Origin of the sequence: Chryseobacterium salivictor, assembly GCF_004359195.1 — a bacterium.
In the GTDB taxonomy this organism is placed as follows: Bacteria; Bacteroidota; Bacteroidia; order Flavobacteriales; family Weeksellaceae; genus Kaistella; species Kaistella salivictor.
Genome location: NZ_CP037954.1, coordinates 2,336,296 through 2,353,447, shown reverse-complemented (window position 1 = coordinate 2,353,447; position 17,152 = coordinate 2,336,296). Strand labels below are relative to the sequence as shown.

The window sequence follows — 17,152 nt, the reverse complement described above, 5'->3', positions numbered from 1 at the left end:
ATATTTGCTCAAGTAAGATTATTGAAACCAATAAAAGTAAATCAACAAGCCGATTCCCACGATAATCCGGTACCAACCCCAAGGTTTAAAACCGTATTTATTCAGCAATCCGATGAACGATTTTATAGCGATTAAAGCAACGATGAACGCCACAATATTTCCTACAATAAAAGCAATAATATTATCGGAAGACGATAGAATCATCTCATAACCTTTCATGGGAGTTGCGGTTTCTTTCCCCCAGGTTTTTACAAAAACAGAATACACGGTCACGGCTAACATGGTCGGAACCGCCAAGAAAAATGAAAATTCTGCGGCGGCTTTACGCGTCAAACCCTGTGACATACCTCCGATGATGGAAGCCGCACTCCTACTCGTTCCCGGCATCATCGCGAGACATTGCCAAAAACCTACGATCACCGCTTTCCTGACCGACATGTCTTTTTCATCGTCGATGGTTGGATTTTTAAACCAGGAATCAGAGAAGAGTAAAACAACTCCGCCTAATACCAATACCGCTGAAATGGCAATTTGATTCCCCAGAATCGCTTCAATTTTATCGTCAAAAAGATAGCCTAAAACCAAGGCCGGAATTACCGCAAAAGCCAATTTATAGTAAAATTTCAAATGTTTAAAATCAAAAAACTTTTTCCAATAGGCAAAAACAACGGCTAAAATGGCTCCGAACTGAATGGAGACCTGAAACATTTTTAGGAATTCTGTTTCTTCCATACCCATTATGGCTGCGGTAAAACCCATGTGCGCGGTTGATGAAACGGGAAGAAACTCGGTAAGTCCTTCAATAATTGCAATGATGATTGCTTTGAATAAATCCATTATTTATGATATTAAAAAACTCTTCAGCTGGCTCAGAGTAACATGATTGTTAAAAAAAACTTTGTCAAAGTTTAGAACTTTGACAAAGTGGGTATTTATTGGTGAATAATTTAATTCTTATTTCTTTTCAGAATGGCATACACTTCCACGACAAAACCGGCAATGACCAACATGGGCGCAATACGGATTCTGCGGATAGAGAAAATACCTTCATTCCAGACATTGGGATCGTATTTCCCATCAACGGTATTGGCATCAGCTCCCATCATTAAAAGAAATCCGGCGATAATTAAAGCCAAACCAATTAACATGAATCTGTAGTTTTCTTTACCGAAATAGAAAGAATTACTTTCTGAAACTTCGACGGATTTACCGATTGAATCTGCGGAGAATTTTTTATTTTTTGTGCTCATTTTTTTAAGAATAATAAAGATCATCAACATTGGATCTCAAGAAACGCCATGTTGCGAAAATCGTACTGAAAACGGTGATGAATACGCCCAGTAAAAAAATACCGATCACCAGAATAATTAACTGATTATTGTCCTGCGCAAACGGGGTCCCGATTTGGGTAATGAAATAATACCACGCTCCAAACAAAACAGCTAAACCGATTAAAGCGCCGATCACGCCAAGAATAATGGCTTCTTTAATAAACGGTTTTAAAATAAAACGGCGTTTGGCACCCACCAACTGCATCGTCTTAATAATGAACCTTTTAGAGAAAATTTTCAAACGGATCGAATTGTTGATCAAGACAATCGCTAAGATTAAAAACAATATTGAAAATCCTAAAATCCATTTCAGAATATTGTTCAGGTTGTTATAAACTTCAACCATCAAAGTACTGTTGTTCTTCACATCGATGATCCCGGGCGTGGATTTTATCTGTTTTATCGCTTCATCGATTTTTGCAGGATCTACAAATTCGGGTTTCAAAGCGACTTCGATCGATGAAGGGAAAATATTGGCATCGAACAAAGCGCTGCTTTCAATCCCCATACTTTTCTTTGCTTCTTCCGCAGCCATCTCTCTCGAAATGTAAGTAGCCCGTTTTACCGGTGCCAACACTTGAATTTTTTTGAAGGTTTCTGCTTCTAATTTTGCAATTTTCACAGAATCTTTCGCATCATAATTCTCGTCAAAATAGGCATTCACTACCAATTGCTCCTTGATGTAATCTGAGTATTTTTGAGCATTGATAAGGATCAACCCCATCAAGCCTAATAAAAATAGTACCAGTGCAATACTGATCACAACGGTGATATTGCTGGAGCGAAGTCGCTTTTTGTTAAAATCTTCAACTGTCTTAGCCATTAAATAAAAAATTTCTGCTAAAATAGAAAAAAACTTCCGTAATTTGCGGACAAACGCAGAAAATCGCTGTTAAAAAAAACATAAAAGAAATGAAGAGCAACCTTTAAAAATGGGTTTTCAGCCTTCGTTTTTAACAAATAAAATTAAATTTCTGAATGAGCGTAAGAGCCAAAAAACATCTGGGTCAACATTTTTTAACGGATGAAAATATTGCCAAAAACATTGTAGACGGACTGAGTTATGAAAATAAAAATCAGGTATTGGAAATCGGTCCCGGAATGGGCGTGCTCACCAAATATCTTCTGGAGAAAGATGCCGAGATCTTTGTAGCAGAAATTGATACCGAATCGATCGCCTATTTAAAAAGTCATTATCCGAAATTAGAAGAAAAACACTTCATCGGTGATTTTCTGAAATTAAATCTTGAGGAATCTTTTGACGGTCAAGTCTCTGTAATTGGGAATTTTCCTTATAATATTTCTTCACAGATTTTATTTAAAATTATTGATTATTACGACCGTGTCCCCGAAATGGTTGGCATGTTTCAAAAGGAAGTTGCGGAAAGAACGGCGGCGGTTCCCCGAACGAAAGACTACGGAATCCTGTCCGTTTTGGTACAGGCGTTATATGATGTTAAATATCTGTTTACTGTTCATGAAAACGTCTTTAATCCGCCTCCAAAGGTAAAATCCGGTGTTATTCGTTTAACCCGAAATCCGAAACCGGGTTTGGCTGGCAATGAAGTTCTGTTTAAAAAAATTGTAAAGGCAGGTTTTGGTCAGCGCCGGAAAAAATTATCGAATTCGCTAAAAGCTTTGGATATTCCTGAAGAATTGAAAGCCCACGAATTTATGGATAAAAGGGCGGAAGAATTATCGGTCGCAGATTTCATAGCATTTACGCAGCTTTGGAAGGAGCATTCTTAAAAAAACAAAAAAAACCATTTCAGCTTTGAAATGGTTTTTTCGTTTGAAAACATTTTGTTTTTTTAAACCACAAAAGTTTTATATTTTTAAAATATGTAAAAGCGTAAAAAAGAAAAGGTCGAAAGTTTATAACTCCACCTTCGCAAGGTTTTTCGAAAGTTAGTTTTCCGGAGGAAGATTTGCATTTTCTTCTTCAGTTTTTAAATCTTCCAACCGTTTCTGAAGATTGGCAATTACTTCTCTCATTGCTTTGATATCACTTTTGTTAGAAGAAACATTGCTTTTTAACATTACATTTCTGGCGCGCTCGTTATGATCTTCATCATCATCGTCTTCAGCAATATCTTCGATATCTTCCTGAATATCATCAATATCTTCACTAATTTCTTCAATATCTTCCTGGATATCTTCAATATCTTCCTGAATTTCGTTCACGTCTTCTTTCAAATCTTCGATATGTTCATTGCTTCTGTTTACCGACATCTGAATGAAAATGGCCAGATAAATCGCTTCCAACGAAAGTACCGTTGTAAGCACCAAAAGCATCTTATCAAATTCAACAATGCCAAAAATCGGAAGTAAAAACGCAGTTAAAAATATAATTGAATGTACAATTAACGAAGGAATAGAACCAATCCACCACATCACACCATCGGTAACGCGAACTAGAAATTCGATTTTTTCTTTGGTTTTTTCTTCTCTGTTTTTCATTTTTTTATTTTCCTCAAATTATTAGGTAACTGTTTCAGCTTTTTAAACCAATGCGCGGATTTCCCGCTTTATAATTATTTAATTTTATTTCACCAATAAAAATCGAATGGATTTATTTACAACAAATTCGTGAATTCATGTTAAAAAAATGTATTCTTTTCTAATTCAAGCGATTAGATCTTCACAATTTTACTTTTGTTACTTTATGGTTTATAAGTCTAAAACTCTTTATCAATTCCTAAACCAAAAAGTGCGAAATCATACTTCGCGGGGTCTTTATCATCGAATTTCCTTAAAACCAAATCCATCTCTTCCACTGTTTTCCAGTCGTTTTGTTTTCTTTGAATCAGATTGAGTTTTCGGGAAATATTTCCGGTGTGCACATCCAGTGGAATGGATAAATGTTTCTGATCAATATTTTCCCAAATTCCAAAATCCACTCCTTTCCGGTCTTTGCGAACCATCCAGCGCAGAAACATGATTAAGCGTTTTGCCGAGGAATTTTTGTAAGTTGAACTTACGTGCTTTGTACTTCGGTGAATTTGATTTTCTTTAAAGAATTCTGTTCTGAAGCGTTGGAGGCTGTGGTAAAAATTGGTTTCATCTTCTTGCACTAAAAACAAATTTTCCAACGAGTCATTTTTTTTATAAAGTCTGCTTAAATTTCGGATGAACTCATTGAGATCTTCTTTGTTAAAAGTACGGTGGACAGAATTATGATGAAACAAATCCATATCTTTTTCCTGAAAATTCAGCACGAAATCATAAGGCGAGTTTCCCATCCAGGCCAATATTTTCTCTGCATCACTGATGATTGACTTTCGGGTTCCCCAGGAAATCGTTGCGGCTAAAAATCCTGTAATTTCAATATCCTGCTTTAAAGAAAACCGATGGGGAATCTGAATGGGATCATTTTCAATAAAATCGGTATGATTATAAAAATCAGCTTTTTCATCGAGAAAATCTTTTAGAAATTCAGGATCAGGAAATGGGGTAAGATTATTCACTTTTCCTGCTATTTAATTTCTACCGGAACCAAGGCTTTGGGTAAATCGGTGTTGGGAAAAACCTCGCGTGCTTCATTCAGGAAGACATTCAGGTCGTTATAGCGGTTAGAAAAATGCCCGATAATCAGTTTGCCGACGTTTGCCTTTCTGGCAATTCTTGCAGCTTCCAAAGCGGTCGTATGTCCTGTGTAATCGGCCATTTCTTTTAAGTCATGCAAAAAAGTCGCTTCGTGATACAATAAATCCACTCCGTTAATCAAAGGTAAAATAGATTCGGTATATCTGGTGTCGCTGCAAAAAGCGTAAGAAACCGATTTTGTCGGATCTTTAGTTAACAGTTCGTTTTTCAAAACGTAACCGTCACTCAGCACGAAATCTTTTCCGCTTTTTATATTCTGGTAATCGCAGGTTTCTATTTCTGGATATTTCGAAACCTCCTGCATGTTGAGATGCCTTTCTTTTGGTTTTTCACGGAACAAATAACCGTTGCAGTAAATGCGGTGGTTTAAGGGAATGGTAAAAACTTCCAGTTTATGATCTTCATATATTTTCTCTGATTTTTTACTTTGCAGCTCGTGGTAAACGACTTCAAACCCTTTGTGTGTTTCTGTTAATCTGAATATGGTTTCCAGCATTTCTTTAATTCCTTTCGGACCGTACACATGCAGAGGGGTTTCGCGGCCTAACAACCGGAAAGAGGCAATTAATCCAGGCAAACCGAAACAGTGATCGCCATGTAGATGCGAAATAAAGATATGATTGATTTTTGAAAACCGTGCTTTTGCTTTTCTTAACTGAACCTGGGTTCCTTCGCCGCAATCGATAAGGAAACACCGCTCTTCCATCTCCAGGAATTGTGCTGTAGGAGACGAATTCACCGTAGGAATTGCTGAGTTGAAGCCGAGAATAGTTAAGTGTGCGCTCAAAAGTGTTGGATGTTTGGTGTTGGATGTTTAATGCAGGATGTTGAGTTGCTGGAAGTTTTTAAATTTAAACAAATTTACTAATTATTTCGGGGATTTTGAAAAGAAAAGCGCGTCTTGATTTTAGCCCCGATTGCAGCGACATCCTTTTTTGAGGAGGAACGACGAAAAAAAGATACAGCGGAAAGCGGGACCGAAATTTCTAAAAAAGCGAAAATCTTGTTGCTCCTAAAAAAAAGAAATCCCGAAAATAAATTTCGGGATTTAAAAATTTTATAATTATTTCGTATTTAATTTTTTAAATTTTATATAAGAAACAATGGCCAAAGTAAACATGAAAGCAATGCCGATGTATACCCAAATTGGTACTGGCACAGGATCTCCCGCTGCGTAAGAATGCAATCCGCTTAAGTAATAATTTACACCGAAATAAGTCATTACAATGGTACTGATTGCGAACAGTGAAGCCACGTGGAAAGCCCATCTTCCTCTCAGTCCCGGTACTAATCGCATGTGTAAAACGAAGGCATAAACCATGACGGAAATGAAGGCCCAGGTTTCTTTTGGATCCCAGCTCCAGTATCTTCCCCACGATTCGTTTGCCCAAATTCCACCAAGGAAAGTTCCTACGGTTAAGGCGTATAATCCTATGGTTAAAGACATTTCTGAAACGACCGTTAATTCTTTGATCGTGGTATCATGGTGAATTTTATAGATCTTTTTGTTGGAGAAAATATAGAAAAACAACGTGATGATCGCAATAACCATCGAGAGACCGAAGAATCCGTAACTGGAAGTAATAATCGCCACGTGGATAATTAACCAGTATGATTTCAATACAGGTACCAACGGTGTGATTTGCGGATCCAATGCTGAACCACCGTGTGCAAAGCCCATCATGATTACCGCTACCATGAATCCGGCTGCAGGAATTAAGGCGTTCGAGTTTCGGTATAATAACAATCCAGCTGTTATCCCAACCCACGAGATGAAGATAATGGCTTCGTAACCGTTACTCCAAGGAGCGTGACCTGAAATATACCATCTTCCGACTAAACCTAAGAATTGTAGGAAATAACCAACCAATCCAACAAGAATTAACCCTTTGATTATTTTATTTACAATCTTATTCGGTTTGAATAATTCGATGAATCCTAACAGTAATAATAAACCACCGATTACTGAGTAGAACATCAATAAATAAAAGTTGATGTTTGCTTTGTTCATCAATACTTCCAGGTTAATTTTTGATTCACTCGGCACCACATTTTTACCCCAGGTTTTTTGATACTGCTCTAATTTTGCCAATTCTGCATCGGCTTTGCTCCAGTCTCCTGATTTTTGAGCGGCAAGTATTTCTGCGAAATAAGGTCCCATCACTTCCTGCGATGCGGTATCGGGTTCGAAATTTTGATCTAACCAGGAATGCCAGGTATTATTCGGGTCATTTTTCACCGGTACAATTCTCATAAACTGTCCGCTGAAGAACTCGTTAAATGCCTGAACACGGTCATTCACGGCAATTACTTCTTTATCATAATTGGTCTGATCTGCCGGTTTTTTCCGGAAAGCTTCCTGATAATCCTCTTCCAAAACGTAATGCAGTGCGCCGGTTTCATCTGCCGGGAAAAGACTCATTAAAGAGGTATAATACTGATCACCTAATGATTTATGATCTTTATAAACAGCTTTGGTTTTTTTCCTTAGTTCTTCTCCACCTTTAGAACCAACTCTAATGATCGGAACCATCGTCCAGCTTGCAGTATCGGTATTGATGGACAAAAACCATTGGTCAGCTGTCAGTGATTTTCCGTCTGTGCCATTAAATGTATCATGTTTGTATAATTTTCTAAGAACATCTAAAGCCTGAGTATTCATCGGAACAATACGGCCTTCGTAGTTTTGAACCAATAAATAACCGAATTTTTCTGCGTGCTCTTTTGAAATTCTATTTTTGGCAATAATCTCGTCAGCAGTAATCGGCTTTGGAGATTTTAACATTCGGGCGCCCTTCGGTTTTTGCGGAGCAGGCTCTGTAGTTAACAGATCTGCTGCACCGTGGCCATGACCGTCATCTGCAGAATGAACTTGCTGACCAGAACCATCAGTATTACCATGGGTTTCAATTTTTTGTGCGTTGAAGTTTAAAGTCAACAGAATTAATAACAGCGTGGCTGCTTTCTTTTTGCTTACATTTTTTAACATTTGGTTCAGTTTCCAGAAGTGTGTTCCTTTCCAGAAGAAGATGACAAACATGCCACCGAACAGAAAGAAATAACCGATATAGGTGATTAACGTTCCCCAGAAATCGTGGTTCACAGAAAGCACGGTTCCTTTCCTATCGGGGTCAAAACTAGCTTGGAAAAACCGGTATCCACTATGATTAAGAACGTGGTTCATATAAATTTTATAAGGGGTTTGTTTTCCTTGATCGATGATCTGGACGTGACTTTCATAAGCACTCGGCGACGAACTTCCAGGATAAGTTTCCATCACAAATTTTTCAAGTTTTAAAGAAAACGGCGTGGTGTATACTTTCGGTCCGAACCCAAGAATGATATTCATACCATCCACTGAGATTTGTTTAAAGGCGTTTGGATTTCCTTTTTCAACAGGAAGATCAACGATTACTTTTGATTTTGGTCCCTGAACTTCGACTTTTAAATTATCCGAAACATCTTTATCTTTTTTACGGTCCCCTTCGTAGGCAATAAGTTTTCCTTTCATCAAACCTTCAGGAACAACCAGTTTCAAATCGTTTACAGTATAAAGACTTCTTAAGACCAAAGGTTCGTATTCATCTTTTTTGGTCGTCCCTTTTGCCTGGGTTGCCATGGTCATATATTCCGATTCCACTGGAGTTTTAATGAGCAACGTTCCATTGGTATTGTTAAATTCCACCGCGCCCTCAATCGCTCTGTTGAATGAAACCAAAGTTCCGTTCACCAATTTGGAGTCGCCTGGTTTGATGTAGATATTTTCCCGTCCAGACTGTCCTGTAGAAACCAAATGCAGATATTCTGTTCCCGCTGGATCAACAACCAGACTGTCTTTTTTCCGCTGAATAAAATCAAGCGCTTTTACCGAAACCTTTTTCCCGTGATAGTCATAACTTGCTTTAAGATTTTTGTGAAGTGGCGACATCAGATAAGGAACATCCTGATAATTCAAAATATCACCTTTTTCTTCGATTTGAATTTTAAAGAAATTTTTATCGGTAATAATTTCGTTGGATGTTTCACCTTCACGGATGTGCATAATTCCTTCAAAACTAATATATCGGGTGACTGCACCACCGAGGAATATCAAAATAAATGATAAGTGAAAAACCAAAACCGGCCATTTTTCCCGTCTCCAAAGTCGGTATCGTGAAATATTTCCCACGAAGTTTAACATCAGTAAAAGCATAACGAGTTCAAACCATTTTGCTTCGTAAATCAGTGCTTTCGCGGTAGGAGTTCCGTAATCATTTTCCAGAAAAGTAGCATAACCCATTGAAGCGGCGTACACTAACAACAAAACCGCCATGGTTCTGGTCGAAATAAGAATGTTTTGAATTTTTTTCATGAGAATCTAAAACTTTACTTTTAACTGAAAAAAAGTTTATTCTTGATTTCAGGTATTTTAATTTAGAATAAATTGAATGCTTGCAAAAATACAATCTATATATTGAATGAGCGAATTTGAAGGATGATTTTTGTTAGGTTCATAAAAAGGGAGAATGGATAAATAAGTACAAAATCAGCAGCTTAAATCCTTCCCCATCCTTCTTACGCCAGTCTGGGTTATCCCCTGTAGAACTTCAAAAGATTGGAATATTTTCCAAATCTACTTTAAATTTTAACCTTCAGCTTTTTCTATAATTATTTCCGGATTGATTTCCAAAATCTTTTGTAAAAACAGATTCTGCTTTTCTGGTGTAATATAAAGGTCGTTTTTTAATCTGGAGGAAATAATTAGACCTTTTGCAGCCGTGCCGTGTTTATGCAAACCAAACCACATTGTTTTCCCCGTGGTGACCGTCGTGATCGTTCGAATATCCACTTTATAAATGGGATATAAAAGATCGACTTTTATAAATTCATCTTCTATTTTGATTTTCAAAAGGAAAAAAGTTGATACCATAAATAATAAAGCCACGATCCAGATTCCTGCCATAAAGCTGAACATCGAAGGATCATGAGCTGCATTGTAAACAAAAATGGTCATTATTAAAATAACCAATAACATTGCAATATATAAACCTAGATAATTTTTACCGATTTTAGTTTTAAAAACCAATTTTTCTGTATTCATTTTAGTGATTCGTATCATTCAACATCGGTACAAATTTATAAGCACCAAATTCTTCCCGTTCAAATTCTCTTTCTGATCTTTTGGTAAACCGTGTCAGGATTTGCTCATCGGTTTTTCCTAAAGGGATGACCATTTTTCCGCCCACTTTTAACTGATGAAGTAATTCTGTGGGTAAAATTTCGGCGCCGCAGGTGACCAATATTTTATCAAAAGGAGCAAAAGTCGGAAGTCCCAGAAAACCATCACCAAAACTTTGAAATTTCGGACGGAGATGCAGTTCTCTAAATTTTTTCTGCGAAAAATCATGCAGATCCTTTTGTCTTTCAATGGTGTAGACCCAAGCCTTCATCGCCATTAAAACCGCTGTTTGATAACCACATCCTGTACCGATTTCCAGCACTTTATCCTTTTCTTCAATCTCCAGAAGAGCGGTTTGCTCAGCAACGGTTGATGGATGCGAAATAGTTTGTTTTGCTAAAATCGGAAAAGCCCGGTCTTCATAGGCATAATCTTCAAAAACACTTTCTAAAAAAAGATGGCGCGGCACTCTGTTGATCGCTGCCAACACATTCTCGTCGGCGATATCCATTTTTTGCCTCAGATAATCCACCAAAATTTTCCTTTTCCCTTTATGTACGTACGAATCCTGCATGTCACAAAAATAGGAATTAGATTTGAGATTTGAAGACTTAAGATTTGAGTTTTTAATTTCAGATTATATGGCCTATCTCTTCGTCTATCATCTATTCTTCTATTATCTTTCGTCTATTACCTATTCCTCTATAATCTCTTCCTCTCTTGCCTCAAAATTATTATCTTTGAAAAAATTAATTTTCTATGCTTAAAGCAGGTTTAGTTGGCGCAGGCCATTTAGGAAAAATCCATTTAAAATTATTAAATCAATCCGAAAAATACGAATTAGTCGGCTTTCACGATGCGGATAAAGAAAACGGTAAAAAACTGGAAGCCGAATTCGGGTACAAATATTTTGAAAATTTCGACGATTTGTTAAATGAAATCGACATGCTCGATATTGTGACTCCCACTCTTTATCACTACGATTATGCGATGAAAGCCATCGAAAACCGTAAACATTTTTTCATTGAAAAACCGGTGACGCAGACTTTAAAACAGGCCGAAGAAATCCTGTACAAATGCCGTGAATTCGGGATTAAAGCGCAGGTTGGTCATGTTGAAAGGTATAATCCGGCATTTATTGGTTCTAAAGATTATATTAAAGATCCAATGTTTATTGAGATTCACCGTTTGGCAGAATTTAATCCCAGAGGAACTGATGTTTCGGTGGTTTTAGATTTAATGATCCACGATTTGGATATTTTATTGTCGATTGTAAAATCAAAAGTGAAAGCCATTCATGCGAGCGGCGTTTCGGTCGTTTCGAAATCTCCGGATATCTGTAATGCCAGAATTGAGTTTGAAAATGGTTGTGTGGCGAATTTGACGACTTCCAGAATTTCGATGAAAGCAATGCGTAAGTCCCGTTTCTTCCAGAAAGACGCTTATATTTCCGTTGACTTTTTAGAGAAAAAAGCAGAAGTAATCCGCATGAAACCGGCGCCGGAACACCCAAGTGATTTCGATATGATAATTGAAAATGCGGAAGGTGAAAAAAATCAGATTATTTTTGAATATCCTAATATTCAGCCTAATAATGCTATTTTAGATGAACTGGAAAGTTTTGCCGATGCCATTACTGAAAATAAAAAGGTAGAAGTTTCTTTGGAAGATGGAACGGAAGCGTTAAAAGTGGCGCTGGAAATTGTGAGGTTGATTTCTTAATTAGTCGAATATTTACGTAGTAACTGAATTTCACAAATGGAAAGAACTTTTTTTTTATTTTTTTTATTTATTCAGACTTTTCTTTTCTCCCAGGAGAAATGGAATATTCAGTTTTACAATGAAGTCAGCAACCGCGAGATTTCCATCTTTGCGGATAATAATGAGCTGATGCCGATGTCTGCACAGTTTACTTTTAAACTGACCAATTTAACATGTACACTGCCAAATGACGACATCGTGGTTATTCCGCCTCAAACCAAAAAATTTCTGATTGCAAAACTGGTTCCCATTAAACCCAATGAAGCCAACTCTTTCTCTTACACCAATTCCTATAACTTTGGAAATGCACGGCAGGAAAGTTTTGATGAGGATTATATCTACGCACTGCCTTTTGAAAAAGGAAAAACACAGACCATCTTTCAGGGTTATAACGGCAAATTTTCACATCAGAATGAATTTGCACTGGATTTCGACTTAAAATTGGGAAGTCCGATTTTGGCTGCCCGGGAAGGAATTGTTGTGGAAGTGGTGAACAACAATACCCGGAATTGTCCTGATATTTCCTGCGCAAAATTCAACAACAGAATTCTCATCCTGCACAGCGACGGCACTTTTGCCGATTATTCTCATTTAAAATATCAGGGAGCAGTCGTGAAAAAAGGCGGTCTTGTAAAAAAAGACCAACTTCTCGGTTACAGCGGAAGTACGGGATTTGCAAGTGGTCCCCATTTACATTTCGTCGTTTTCATTAATCGGATAGACGGAAAAAGAACTTTTATAAAAACAAAATTTAAAACTTCTGAAAGTGAAGCAACGCTTTTAGAAGAAGGAAAAAATTATACTAAAAATTATTAAAAATTTAAATATGAATAAGAATATTGTTGTTATCGGAGCCGGAACCATGGGAAACGGAATTGCACATACTTTTGCACAAACCGGTTTTAAGGTAAATTTAGTTGATGTCTCCCAGGAAGCATTAGACAAAGGTTTGGCAACGATCACTAAAAATTTGGACAGAATTATTTCAAAAGGCAACCTTACCGAAGAACAGAAATCTGAAACTTTAAATAATATTTCGACTTTCACGAATTTGGCAGATTGTGCTTCAAACGCGGATTTAATCGTTGAAGCGGCAACAGAAAATCTGGATTTGAAACTGAAAATTTTCAAACAAATGGATGAATTAGCTCCCGCGAACTGTATTCTTGCGACCAATACTTCTTCGATTTCGATTACCAAAATTGCGTCGGTTACCAACCGTGCAGACAAAGTGATCGGTATGCATTTCATGAATCCGGTTCCCATTATGAAATTGGTTGAAATCATCAAAGGCTACTCTACTTCGAAGGAAACTTTTGACACGATTTACGAAATGTCGAAAACTTTAGGAAAAGTTCCGACAGAGGTTAATGATTATCCGGGATTTGTGGCAAACAGAATTTTGATGCCGATGATCAATGAAGCCATTGAAACTTTATACAACGGCGTTGCGGGAGTGGAAGAAATCGATACGGTGATGAAACTGGGAATGGCACATCCGATGGGACCTTTGCAACTGGCAGATTTCATTGGACTGGATGTTTGTTTGGCAATTCTGAATGTGATGTACGACGGTTTCAAAAATCCAAAATATGCCCCGAATCCTCTACTGGTGAATATGGTTACGGCAGGAAAATTAGGAGTGAAATCCGGTGAAGGTTTTTATGATTATTCTGAAAGCAGAAAAGCGGAGAACGTTTCGAAAATGTTTTTGAAATAATTTTAAATGCTTAAACTTTTCCTCCAAATTAAAAACAGAGATAATTCCGTTCGAAAATTTCAGGAAAATATAAAATTCACAGGAATCAATTTCAATAAATAATTATTATCTTTGACCCAGTTATAAACATTAAGAAAATGAAATTACCAAAGTTTTTATTAGCAGACAATTCAGATTTTCCTGAAGATTTATTCGTAGTTCACACCGAATACCCAAGATTTGTTTTGAATGTTGAGGAAGAGGAAGTAGAATGGTTCGATGACCTGGAAGGAGATGACGAAGAAACTGTAGCAGATGAAGCTACAAAAGTAGTCGAAGCAGCTTTCAAATGGTGCGACGAAGAACTCGCTAAATATGACGAGGAAGAAGAAGACTAAATAGCAAAACAAAAAGGAACTCCACAAAGAGTTCCTTTTTTTATATAGAATTGTGATGAAGTAAAGTTTATAACTTATTAAATTTCAACAACAAAAGGTTCCCTTTATACAATTCTAAAGTAGATCCGTTCACCACATATTTCGTAGCAGCGCCCAACATACTGAAGAAGTTGGTTTCTTCGCTCATATTGTCACACATCATTTTGGTAGAACCGATATTTTTTGTAGAAAAATTCCCTACGGTCCGGTCCAGCATTACCTCTCCAAAATAACTGTTACAGCCGCCGTTTCCGGTAATTTTTGCAGTTTCTATCACCAAAGTCGGTTTTTTGCCTTTTACGTTATCAGCCAAAGTCCACTGGGTATTTGCGATATTGGGTTGTGGCGTTCCAACTTTTGATTTGGAAGTCGCCATGGTTGAACACGAAACAACCGTCGCAGCGGTAAAAATGGCTAAGAAAATATTTCTAAAAATATTCTTCTGTGGAAAGTGAATTGCTTTCATTTTTAAATTTTTAATACTTCAAATTTAAGTAATAATATTGATTTAAAGGATAACAGCAGGATTGAATGTTTCTGAGAAAACAAAAAAGCACCTCTTTTCAGAAATGCTTTTAAGATTTTATTTGAATTTTAAATTAAGATCTCAACTCCGCAGAAAATTCTTTCTGGAAAGTTTTGATTAAAGAATTCATTACTTCAGTAATATCTTTGTCCTCCAAAGTTTTTTCTTCATTTAAAAGTTCAAAACTCATGGCGTAAGATTTCTTGCCTTCCGGAAGATTCTTGCCTTCATAAACATCAAATAAATTAATGTTTTTTAAATATTTTGAAGGATTGCTTCTCGCCGCCTTATAGAGTTCGGCGTAGGTAATATTTTTGTCAATCAGTAAAGCAAGGTCTTTTCTCGTTTTATTGAATTTTGGAATATCTTTAAATTTCACATTTTCTGTAGTTCTGAAACGCTGTGCAACTTCCAGTTCAATTTCCGCATAGAAACATTCCTGTTCAATATCCGCATCTTTCAATAATTGAGGAGCAACTTTTCCTAATCTGGCAACGGTTTTTCCGTTCACCGTTAATTCAATTGCATCCGAAAAACGGGAATCTTCGAGATATTTTTCTTCGACCGAAACCGGAAGTGAATCCAAAAGAACTTTCACATACGATTTCAATCGGTAAAAATCAGTAACCGACTTTGGCTGCAACCAGTTTTCTGCTTCGTCTCTTCCTGAAACCAAAATTGCCAGTTGTTTTCTTTCCAGATAAGTTTGTTTTTTGTGATAGATTTTGCCCAACTCAAAAAACTTAATATTCTGATTTTTTCTTTTAATATTATAATCAGCATTTTCCAAAAGTCCTTCTAATAAAGACTTTCTCATAAATGCTAAATCTCCGCTTAAAGGATTTAAAAGTCGCACCGCCTCTGTTTCATCTTTCACCGATGTTAAAGAATTGTTCATCACTTCATTGAAGCCGTTGCTTTGCAAAGTTCTCGCCCAGCCGTTTTCCAGAGCATCCTGGTCATCAAAACTTAATTTTACTGGCGTGAAAGAAATCTTTTGTGGAGAATCAATTTTGTTGTATCCGTAAATTCTTAAAATTTCCTCAATCACATCAATTTCTCTGGTAACATCGGCTCTGTAAGCAGGAACAGAAATTTCCAAGCCGTTTTGAATTTCATTTAAAACCGTAATTTCGAGTGATTTTAAAATCTCTTTGATTTTCTCTTTATGAATTTTCGTTCCTAAGATTTGCTCCACTTTAGAAAAACGAAGAATAATATAATGGTCTTCGATTTTTGCCGGATAATGTTCCAAAAGTTCGCCCACCATTTTACCACCCGCAATTTCTGCAATCATAGCGATTGCGTGTGTCAGCGCGGTTCTGGTCATATTGGGATCTACTCCCCGTTCGAAACGGAAAGAGGCATCGGTATTTAAACTATGAAATTTCGCTCCTTTTCTCACACCAACCGGATTGAAATAAGCACTTTCTAAAAAGATGGTTTTGGTATTTTCTGACACGCCGGAATTTTGACCACCGAAAACGCCCGCAATACACATTGGGTTATTTTCGCCGTCTTTGATCATGATTTCGGTTCCGTTCAGGGTTCGTTCAACGCCATCTAAAGTGGTGAATTTTGTTCCTTTTTCATTCACACCGACTTTCACTTTTTTACTAGCGATTTTATCACCGTCAAAGGCATGAAGCGGTTGACCCAAACCGTGAAGGATATAATTCGTGATGTCAACAATATTATTAATCGGACTTAATCCAATTGCTTTCAAACGGTTTTTCAACCAATCCGGAGAAGCCTTCACTTCTACATTTTCGATTACCGCACCGATATATCTTGGACATAATTCCGAATCTTCAACTTCAATTTGAAAATCAGTCGTTCCTTCAATATTTAAAGGTTTTGAAACTAATTTTTCAAAATTAGCATTATTTTGATGAGTACTTAAATAAGCGTTTAGATCACGGGCAACACCGTAATGCGCCATTGCATCCGTTCGGTTAGGCGTTAAACCAATTTCATAAACCAGATCATTGGTCAGCTCAAAATAATCTGCGAAATTTTTACCGACTTCAAATTTAGTTTCATCCAAAATCATGATTCCGCCGTGATCATCGCTCAAACCCATTTCATCTTCAGCGCAGATCATTCCCTGAGAAACTTCACCACGGATTTTTGCTTCTTTAATGTCAAAAGAACTTCCGTCTTTTCCGTAAATTTTGGTTCCAACTACGGCGACAGGAACGGTTTGTCCCGCAGCAACATTGGGCGCACCGCAAACGATATTTAAGATTTTTCCGGATCCTACATCTACCGTCGTTACTTTTAATTTATCAGCATTTGAATGTTGCTCACAAGTCAAAATTTTCCCGACAACAATTCCCTCCAAACTGCCTTTCACAGATTCAAACGGATCAATTCCCTCCACTTCCAGACCAATATCAGTCAGGTATTCGCCAATCTTTTCGGATTTTAAATCGGTGTTAATGTATTCTTTCAGCCAGTTGTTTGAGATTTTCATTTCTGTCGTAAATTTCAGATGTTAAATTTCCTATTTCTTTAATAAATGTATTAAAATAAGAAAGGTGCAAATATCGTGATTTTGAAGGTTAAAAAAAAATTGAGATTCAAAAAGTTTTGAATCTCAATTAATATGGTGTACAATTATTTAAAAGCGCT

At 36.9% G+C, this 17,152-nt stretch carries 16 protein-coding genes; 5 read left to right on the top strand and 11 right to left on the bottom strand.

Annotated features, from left to right (window positions below; all coding sequences use genetic code 11):
• Positions 1-18: 18 nt before the first annotated feature.
• The 3 genes from NBC122_RS10745 to NBC122_RS10735 all read right to left on the bottom strand — a co-directional run bounded on the left by NBC122_RS10745 (position 19) and on the right by NBC122_RS10735 (position 2,154).
• Positions 19-837, bottom strand: a complete 819-nt coding sequence (locus NBC122_RS10745; RefSeq protein ID WP_133440372.1) for an undecaprenyl-diphosphate phosphatase — start codon at positions 835-837, stop codon at positions 19-21.
• 110 nt (positions 838-947) lie between these two features.
• Positions 948-1,250: a DUF3098 domain-containing protein gene (locus NBC122_RS10740; RefSeq protein WP_133440371.1), complete on the bottom strand. Its 303-nt coding sequence runs from the start codon at positions 1,248-1,250 to the stop codon at positions 948-950.
• 4 nt (positions 1,251-1,254) lie between these two features.
• Positions 1,255-2,154, bottom strand: coding sequence for a cell division protein FtsX (locus NBC122_RS10735; RefSeq protein ID WP_133440370.1), 900 nt, complete (start codon positions 2,152-2,154; stop codon positions 1,255-1,257).
• Positions 2,155-2,309: 155 nt separating this feature from the next.
• Between NBC122_RS10735 and rsmA the strand changes: the two genes are divergently transcribed.
• Complete coding sequence (gene rsmA, locus NBC122_RS10730; RefSeq protein WP_133440369.1) at positions 2,310-3,080, top strand: 16S rRNA (adenine(1518)-N(6)/adenine(1519)-N(6))-dimethyltransferase RsmA; 771 nt, start codon at positions 2,310-2,312, stop codon at positions 3,078-3,080.
• Between the two features lie 159 nt (positions 3,081-3,239).
• Here the strand turns inward: rsmA and NBC122_RS10725 are convergent, their stop codons facing one another.
• From NBC122_RS10725 to NBC122_RS10700, 6 genes are all read right to left on the bottom strand, one after another.
• On the bottom strand, positions 3,240-3,791 hold the full coding sequence (locus NBC122_RS10725; protein WP_133440368.1) for a DUF1003 domain-containing protein: 552 nt from the start codon (positions 3,789-3,791) through the stop codon (positions 3,240-3,242).
• A gap of 218 nt (positions 3,792-4,009) precedes the next feature.
• The gene (locus NBC122_RS10720) at positions 4,010-4,798 is read right to left on the bottom strand and encodes a TIGR02757 family protein (protein WP_133440367.1); all 789 of its coding nucleotides are present in this window, start codon (positions 4,796-4,798) and stop codon (positions 4,010-4,012) included.
• 8 nt (positions 4,799-4,806) lie between these two features.
• Entirely contained in the window at positions 4,807-5,724 is a 918-nt protein-coding gene (locus tag NBC122_RS10715; RefSeq protein WP_133440366.1) for a ribonuclease Z, read from the bottom strand.
• 276 nt (positions 5,725-6,000) lie between these two features.
• A complete protein-coding gene (gene ccsA, locus NBC122_RS10710; protein WP_133440365.1) occupies positions 6,001-9,288 on the bottom strand; it encodes a cytochrome c biogenesis protein CcsA in 3,288 nt (1,095 codons plus the stop codon).
• A 273-nt stretch (positions 9,289-9,561) separates the two neighbouring features.
• Positions 9,562-10,017 (bottom strand): PH domain-containing protein, encoded by a 456-nt coding sequence (locus NBC122_RS10705; protein ID WP_165983216.1) that lies wholly within the window; start codon positions 10,015-10,017, stop codon positions 9,562-9,564.
• Between the two features lies 1 nt (position 10,018).
• Positions 10,019-10,669, bottom strand: a complete 651-nt coding sequence (locus tag NBC122_RS10700; RefSeq protein WP_133440363.1) for a protein-L-isoaspartate(D-aspartate) O-methyltransferase — start codon at positions 10,667-10,669, stop codon at positions 10,019-10,021.
• 185 nt (positions 10,670-10,854) lie between these two features.
• On the opposite strand from NBC122_RS10700, the gene NBC122_RS10695 reads away from it, so the two are divergent.
• The 4 genes from NBC122_RS10695 (at position 10,855) to NBC122_RS10680 (ending at position 13,953) form a co-directional block, all read left to right on the top strand.
• Positions 10,855-11,817, top strand: a complete 963-nt coding sequence (locus tag NBC122_RS10695) for a Gfo/Idh/MocA family protein (RefSeq protein WP_133440362.1) — start codon at positions 10,855-10,857, stop codon at positions 11,815-11,817.
• 36 nt (positions 11,818-11,853) lie between these two features.
• Positions 11,854-12,672, top strand: a complete 819-nt coding sequence (locus tag NBC122_RS10690) for a M23 family metallopeptidase (protein ID WP_133440361.1) — start codon at positions 11,854-11,856, stop codon at positions 12,670-12,672.
• A 10-nt stretch (positions 12,673-12,682) separates the two neighbouring features.
• Positions 12,683-13,576, top strand: coding sequence for a 3-hydroxybutyryl-CoA dehydrogenase (locus NBC122_RS10685; protein ID WP_133440360.1), 894 nt, complete (start codon positions 12,683-12,685; stop codon positions 13,574-13,576).
• A gap of 137 nt (positions 13,577-13,713) precedes the next feature.
• Positions 13,714-13,953 (top strand): hypothetical protein, encoded by a 240-nt coding sequence (locus NBC122_RS10680; protein WP_133440359.1) that lies wholly within the window; start codon positions 13,714-13,716, stop codon positions 13,951-13,953.
• A gap of 67 nt (positions 13,954-14,020) precedes the next feature.
• On the opposite strand, the gene NBC122_RS10675 is transcribed toward NBC122_RS10680, so the two are convergent.
• Together NBC122_RS10675 and pheT are read right to left on the bottom strand one after the other, a co-directional pair.
• Positions 14,021-14,458, bottom strand: coding sequence for an META domain-containing protein (locus NBC122_RS10675; RefSeq protein WP_133440358.1), 438 nt, complete (start codon positions 14,456-14,458; stop codon positions 14,021-14,023).
• 133 nt (positions 14,459-14,591) lie between these two features.
• Positions 14,592-16,994: a phenylalanine--tRNA ligase subunit beta gene (gene pheT / locus NBC122_RS10670; RefSeq protein ID WP_133440357.1), complete on the bottom strand. Its 2,403-nt coding sequence runs from the start codon at positions 16,992-16,994 to the stop codon at positions 14,592-14,594.
• Between the last annotated feature and the right edge of the window lie 158 nt (positions 16,995-17,152).

What these genes read in the sequence shown, in the direction of transcription:
- NBC122_RS10745 (WP_133440372.1), bottom strand. Translation starts at nt 837, where the DNA reads ATGGATTTATTCAAAGCAATCATCATTGCAATTATTGAAGGACTTACC.
- NBC122_RS10740 (WP_133440371.1), bottom strand. Translation starts at nt 1,250, where the DNA reads ATGAGCACAAAAAATAAAAAATTCTCCGCAGATTCAATCGGTAAATCC.
- NBC122_RS10735 (WP_133440370.1), bottom strand. Translation starts at nt 2,154, where the DNA reads ATGGCTAAGACAGTTGAAGATTTTAACAAAAAGCGACTTCGCTCCAGC.
- rsmA (WP_133440369.1), top strand. Translation starts at nt 2,310, where the DNA reads ATGAGCGTAAGAGCCAAAAAACATCTGGGTCAACATTTTTTAACGGAT.
- NBC122_RS10725 (WP_133440368.1), bottom strand. Translation starts at nt 3,791, where the DNA reads ATGAAAAACAGAGAAGAAAAAACCAAAGAAAAAATCGAATTTCTAGTT.
- ccsA (WP_133440365.1), bottom strand. Translation starts at nt 9,288, where the DNA reads ATGAAAAAAATTCAAAACATTCTTATTTCGACCAGAACCATGGCGGTT.
- NBC122_RS10705 (WP_165983216.1), bottom strand. Translation starts at nt 10,017, where the DNA reads ATGAATACAGAAAAATTGGTTTTTAAAACTAAAATCGGTAAAAATTAT.
- NBC122_RS10700 (WP_133440363.1), bottom strand. Translation starts at nt 10,669, where the DNA reads ATGCAGGATTCGTACGTACATAAAGGGAAAAGGAAAATTTTGGTGGAT.
- NBC122_RS10695 (WP_133440362.1), top strand. Translation starts at nt 10,855, where the DNA reads ATGCTTAAAGCAGGTTTAGTTGGCGCAGGCCATTTAGGAAAAATCCAT.
- NBC122_RS10690 (WP_133440361.1), top strand. Translation starts at nt 11,854, where the DNA reads ATGGAAAGAACTTTTTTTTTATTTTTTTTATTTATTCAGACTTTTCTT.
- NBC122_RS10685 (WP_133440360.1), top strand. Translation starts at nt 12,683, where the DNA reads ATGAATAAGAATATTGTTGTTATCGGAGCCGGAACCATGGGAAACGGA.
- NBC122_RS10680 (WP_133440359.1), top strand. Translation starts at nt 13,714, where the DNA reads ATGAAATTACCAAAGTTTTTATTAGCAGACAATTCAGATTTTCCTGAA.
- NBC122_RS10675 (WP_133440358.1), bottom strand. Translation starts at nt 14,458, where the DNA reads ATGAAAGCAATTCACTTTCCACAGAAGAATATTTTTAGAAATATTTTC.
- pheT (WP_133440357.1), bottom strand. Translation starts at nt 16,994, where the DNA reads ATGAAAATCTCAAACAACTGGCTGAAAGAATACATTAACACCGATTTA.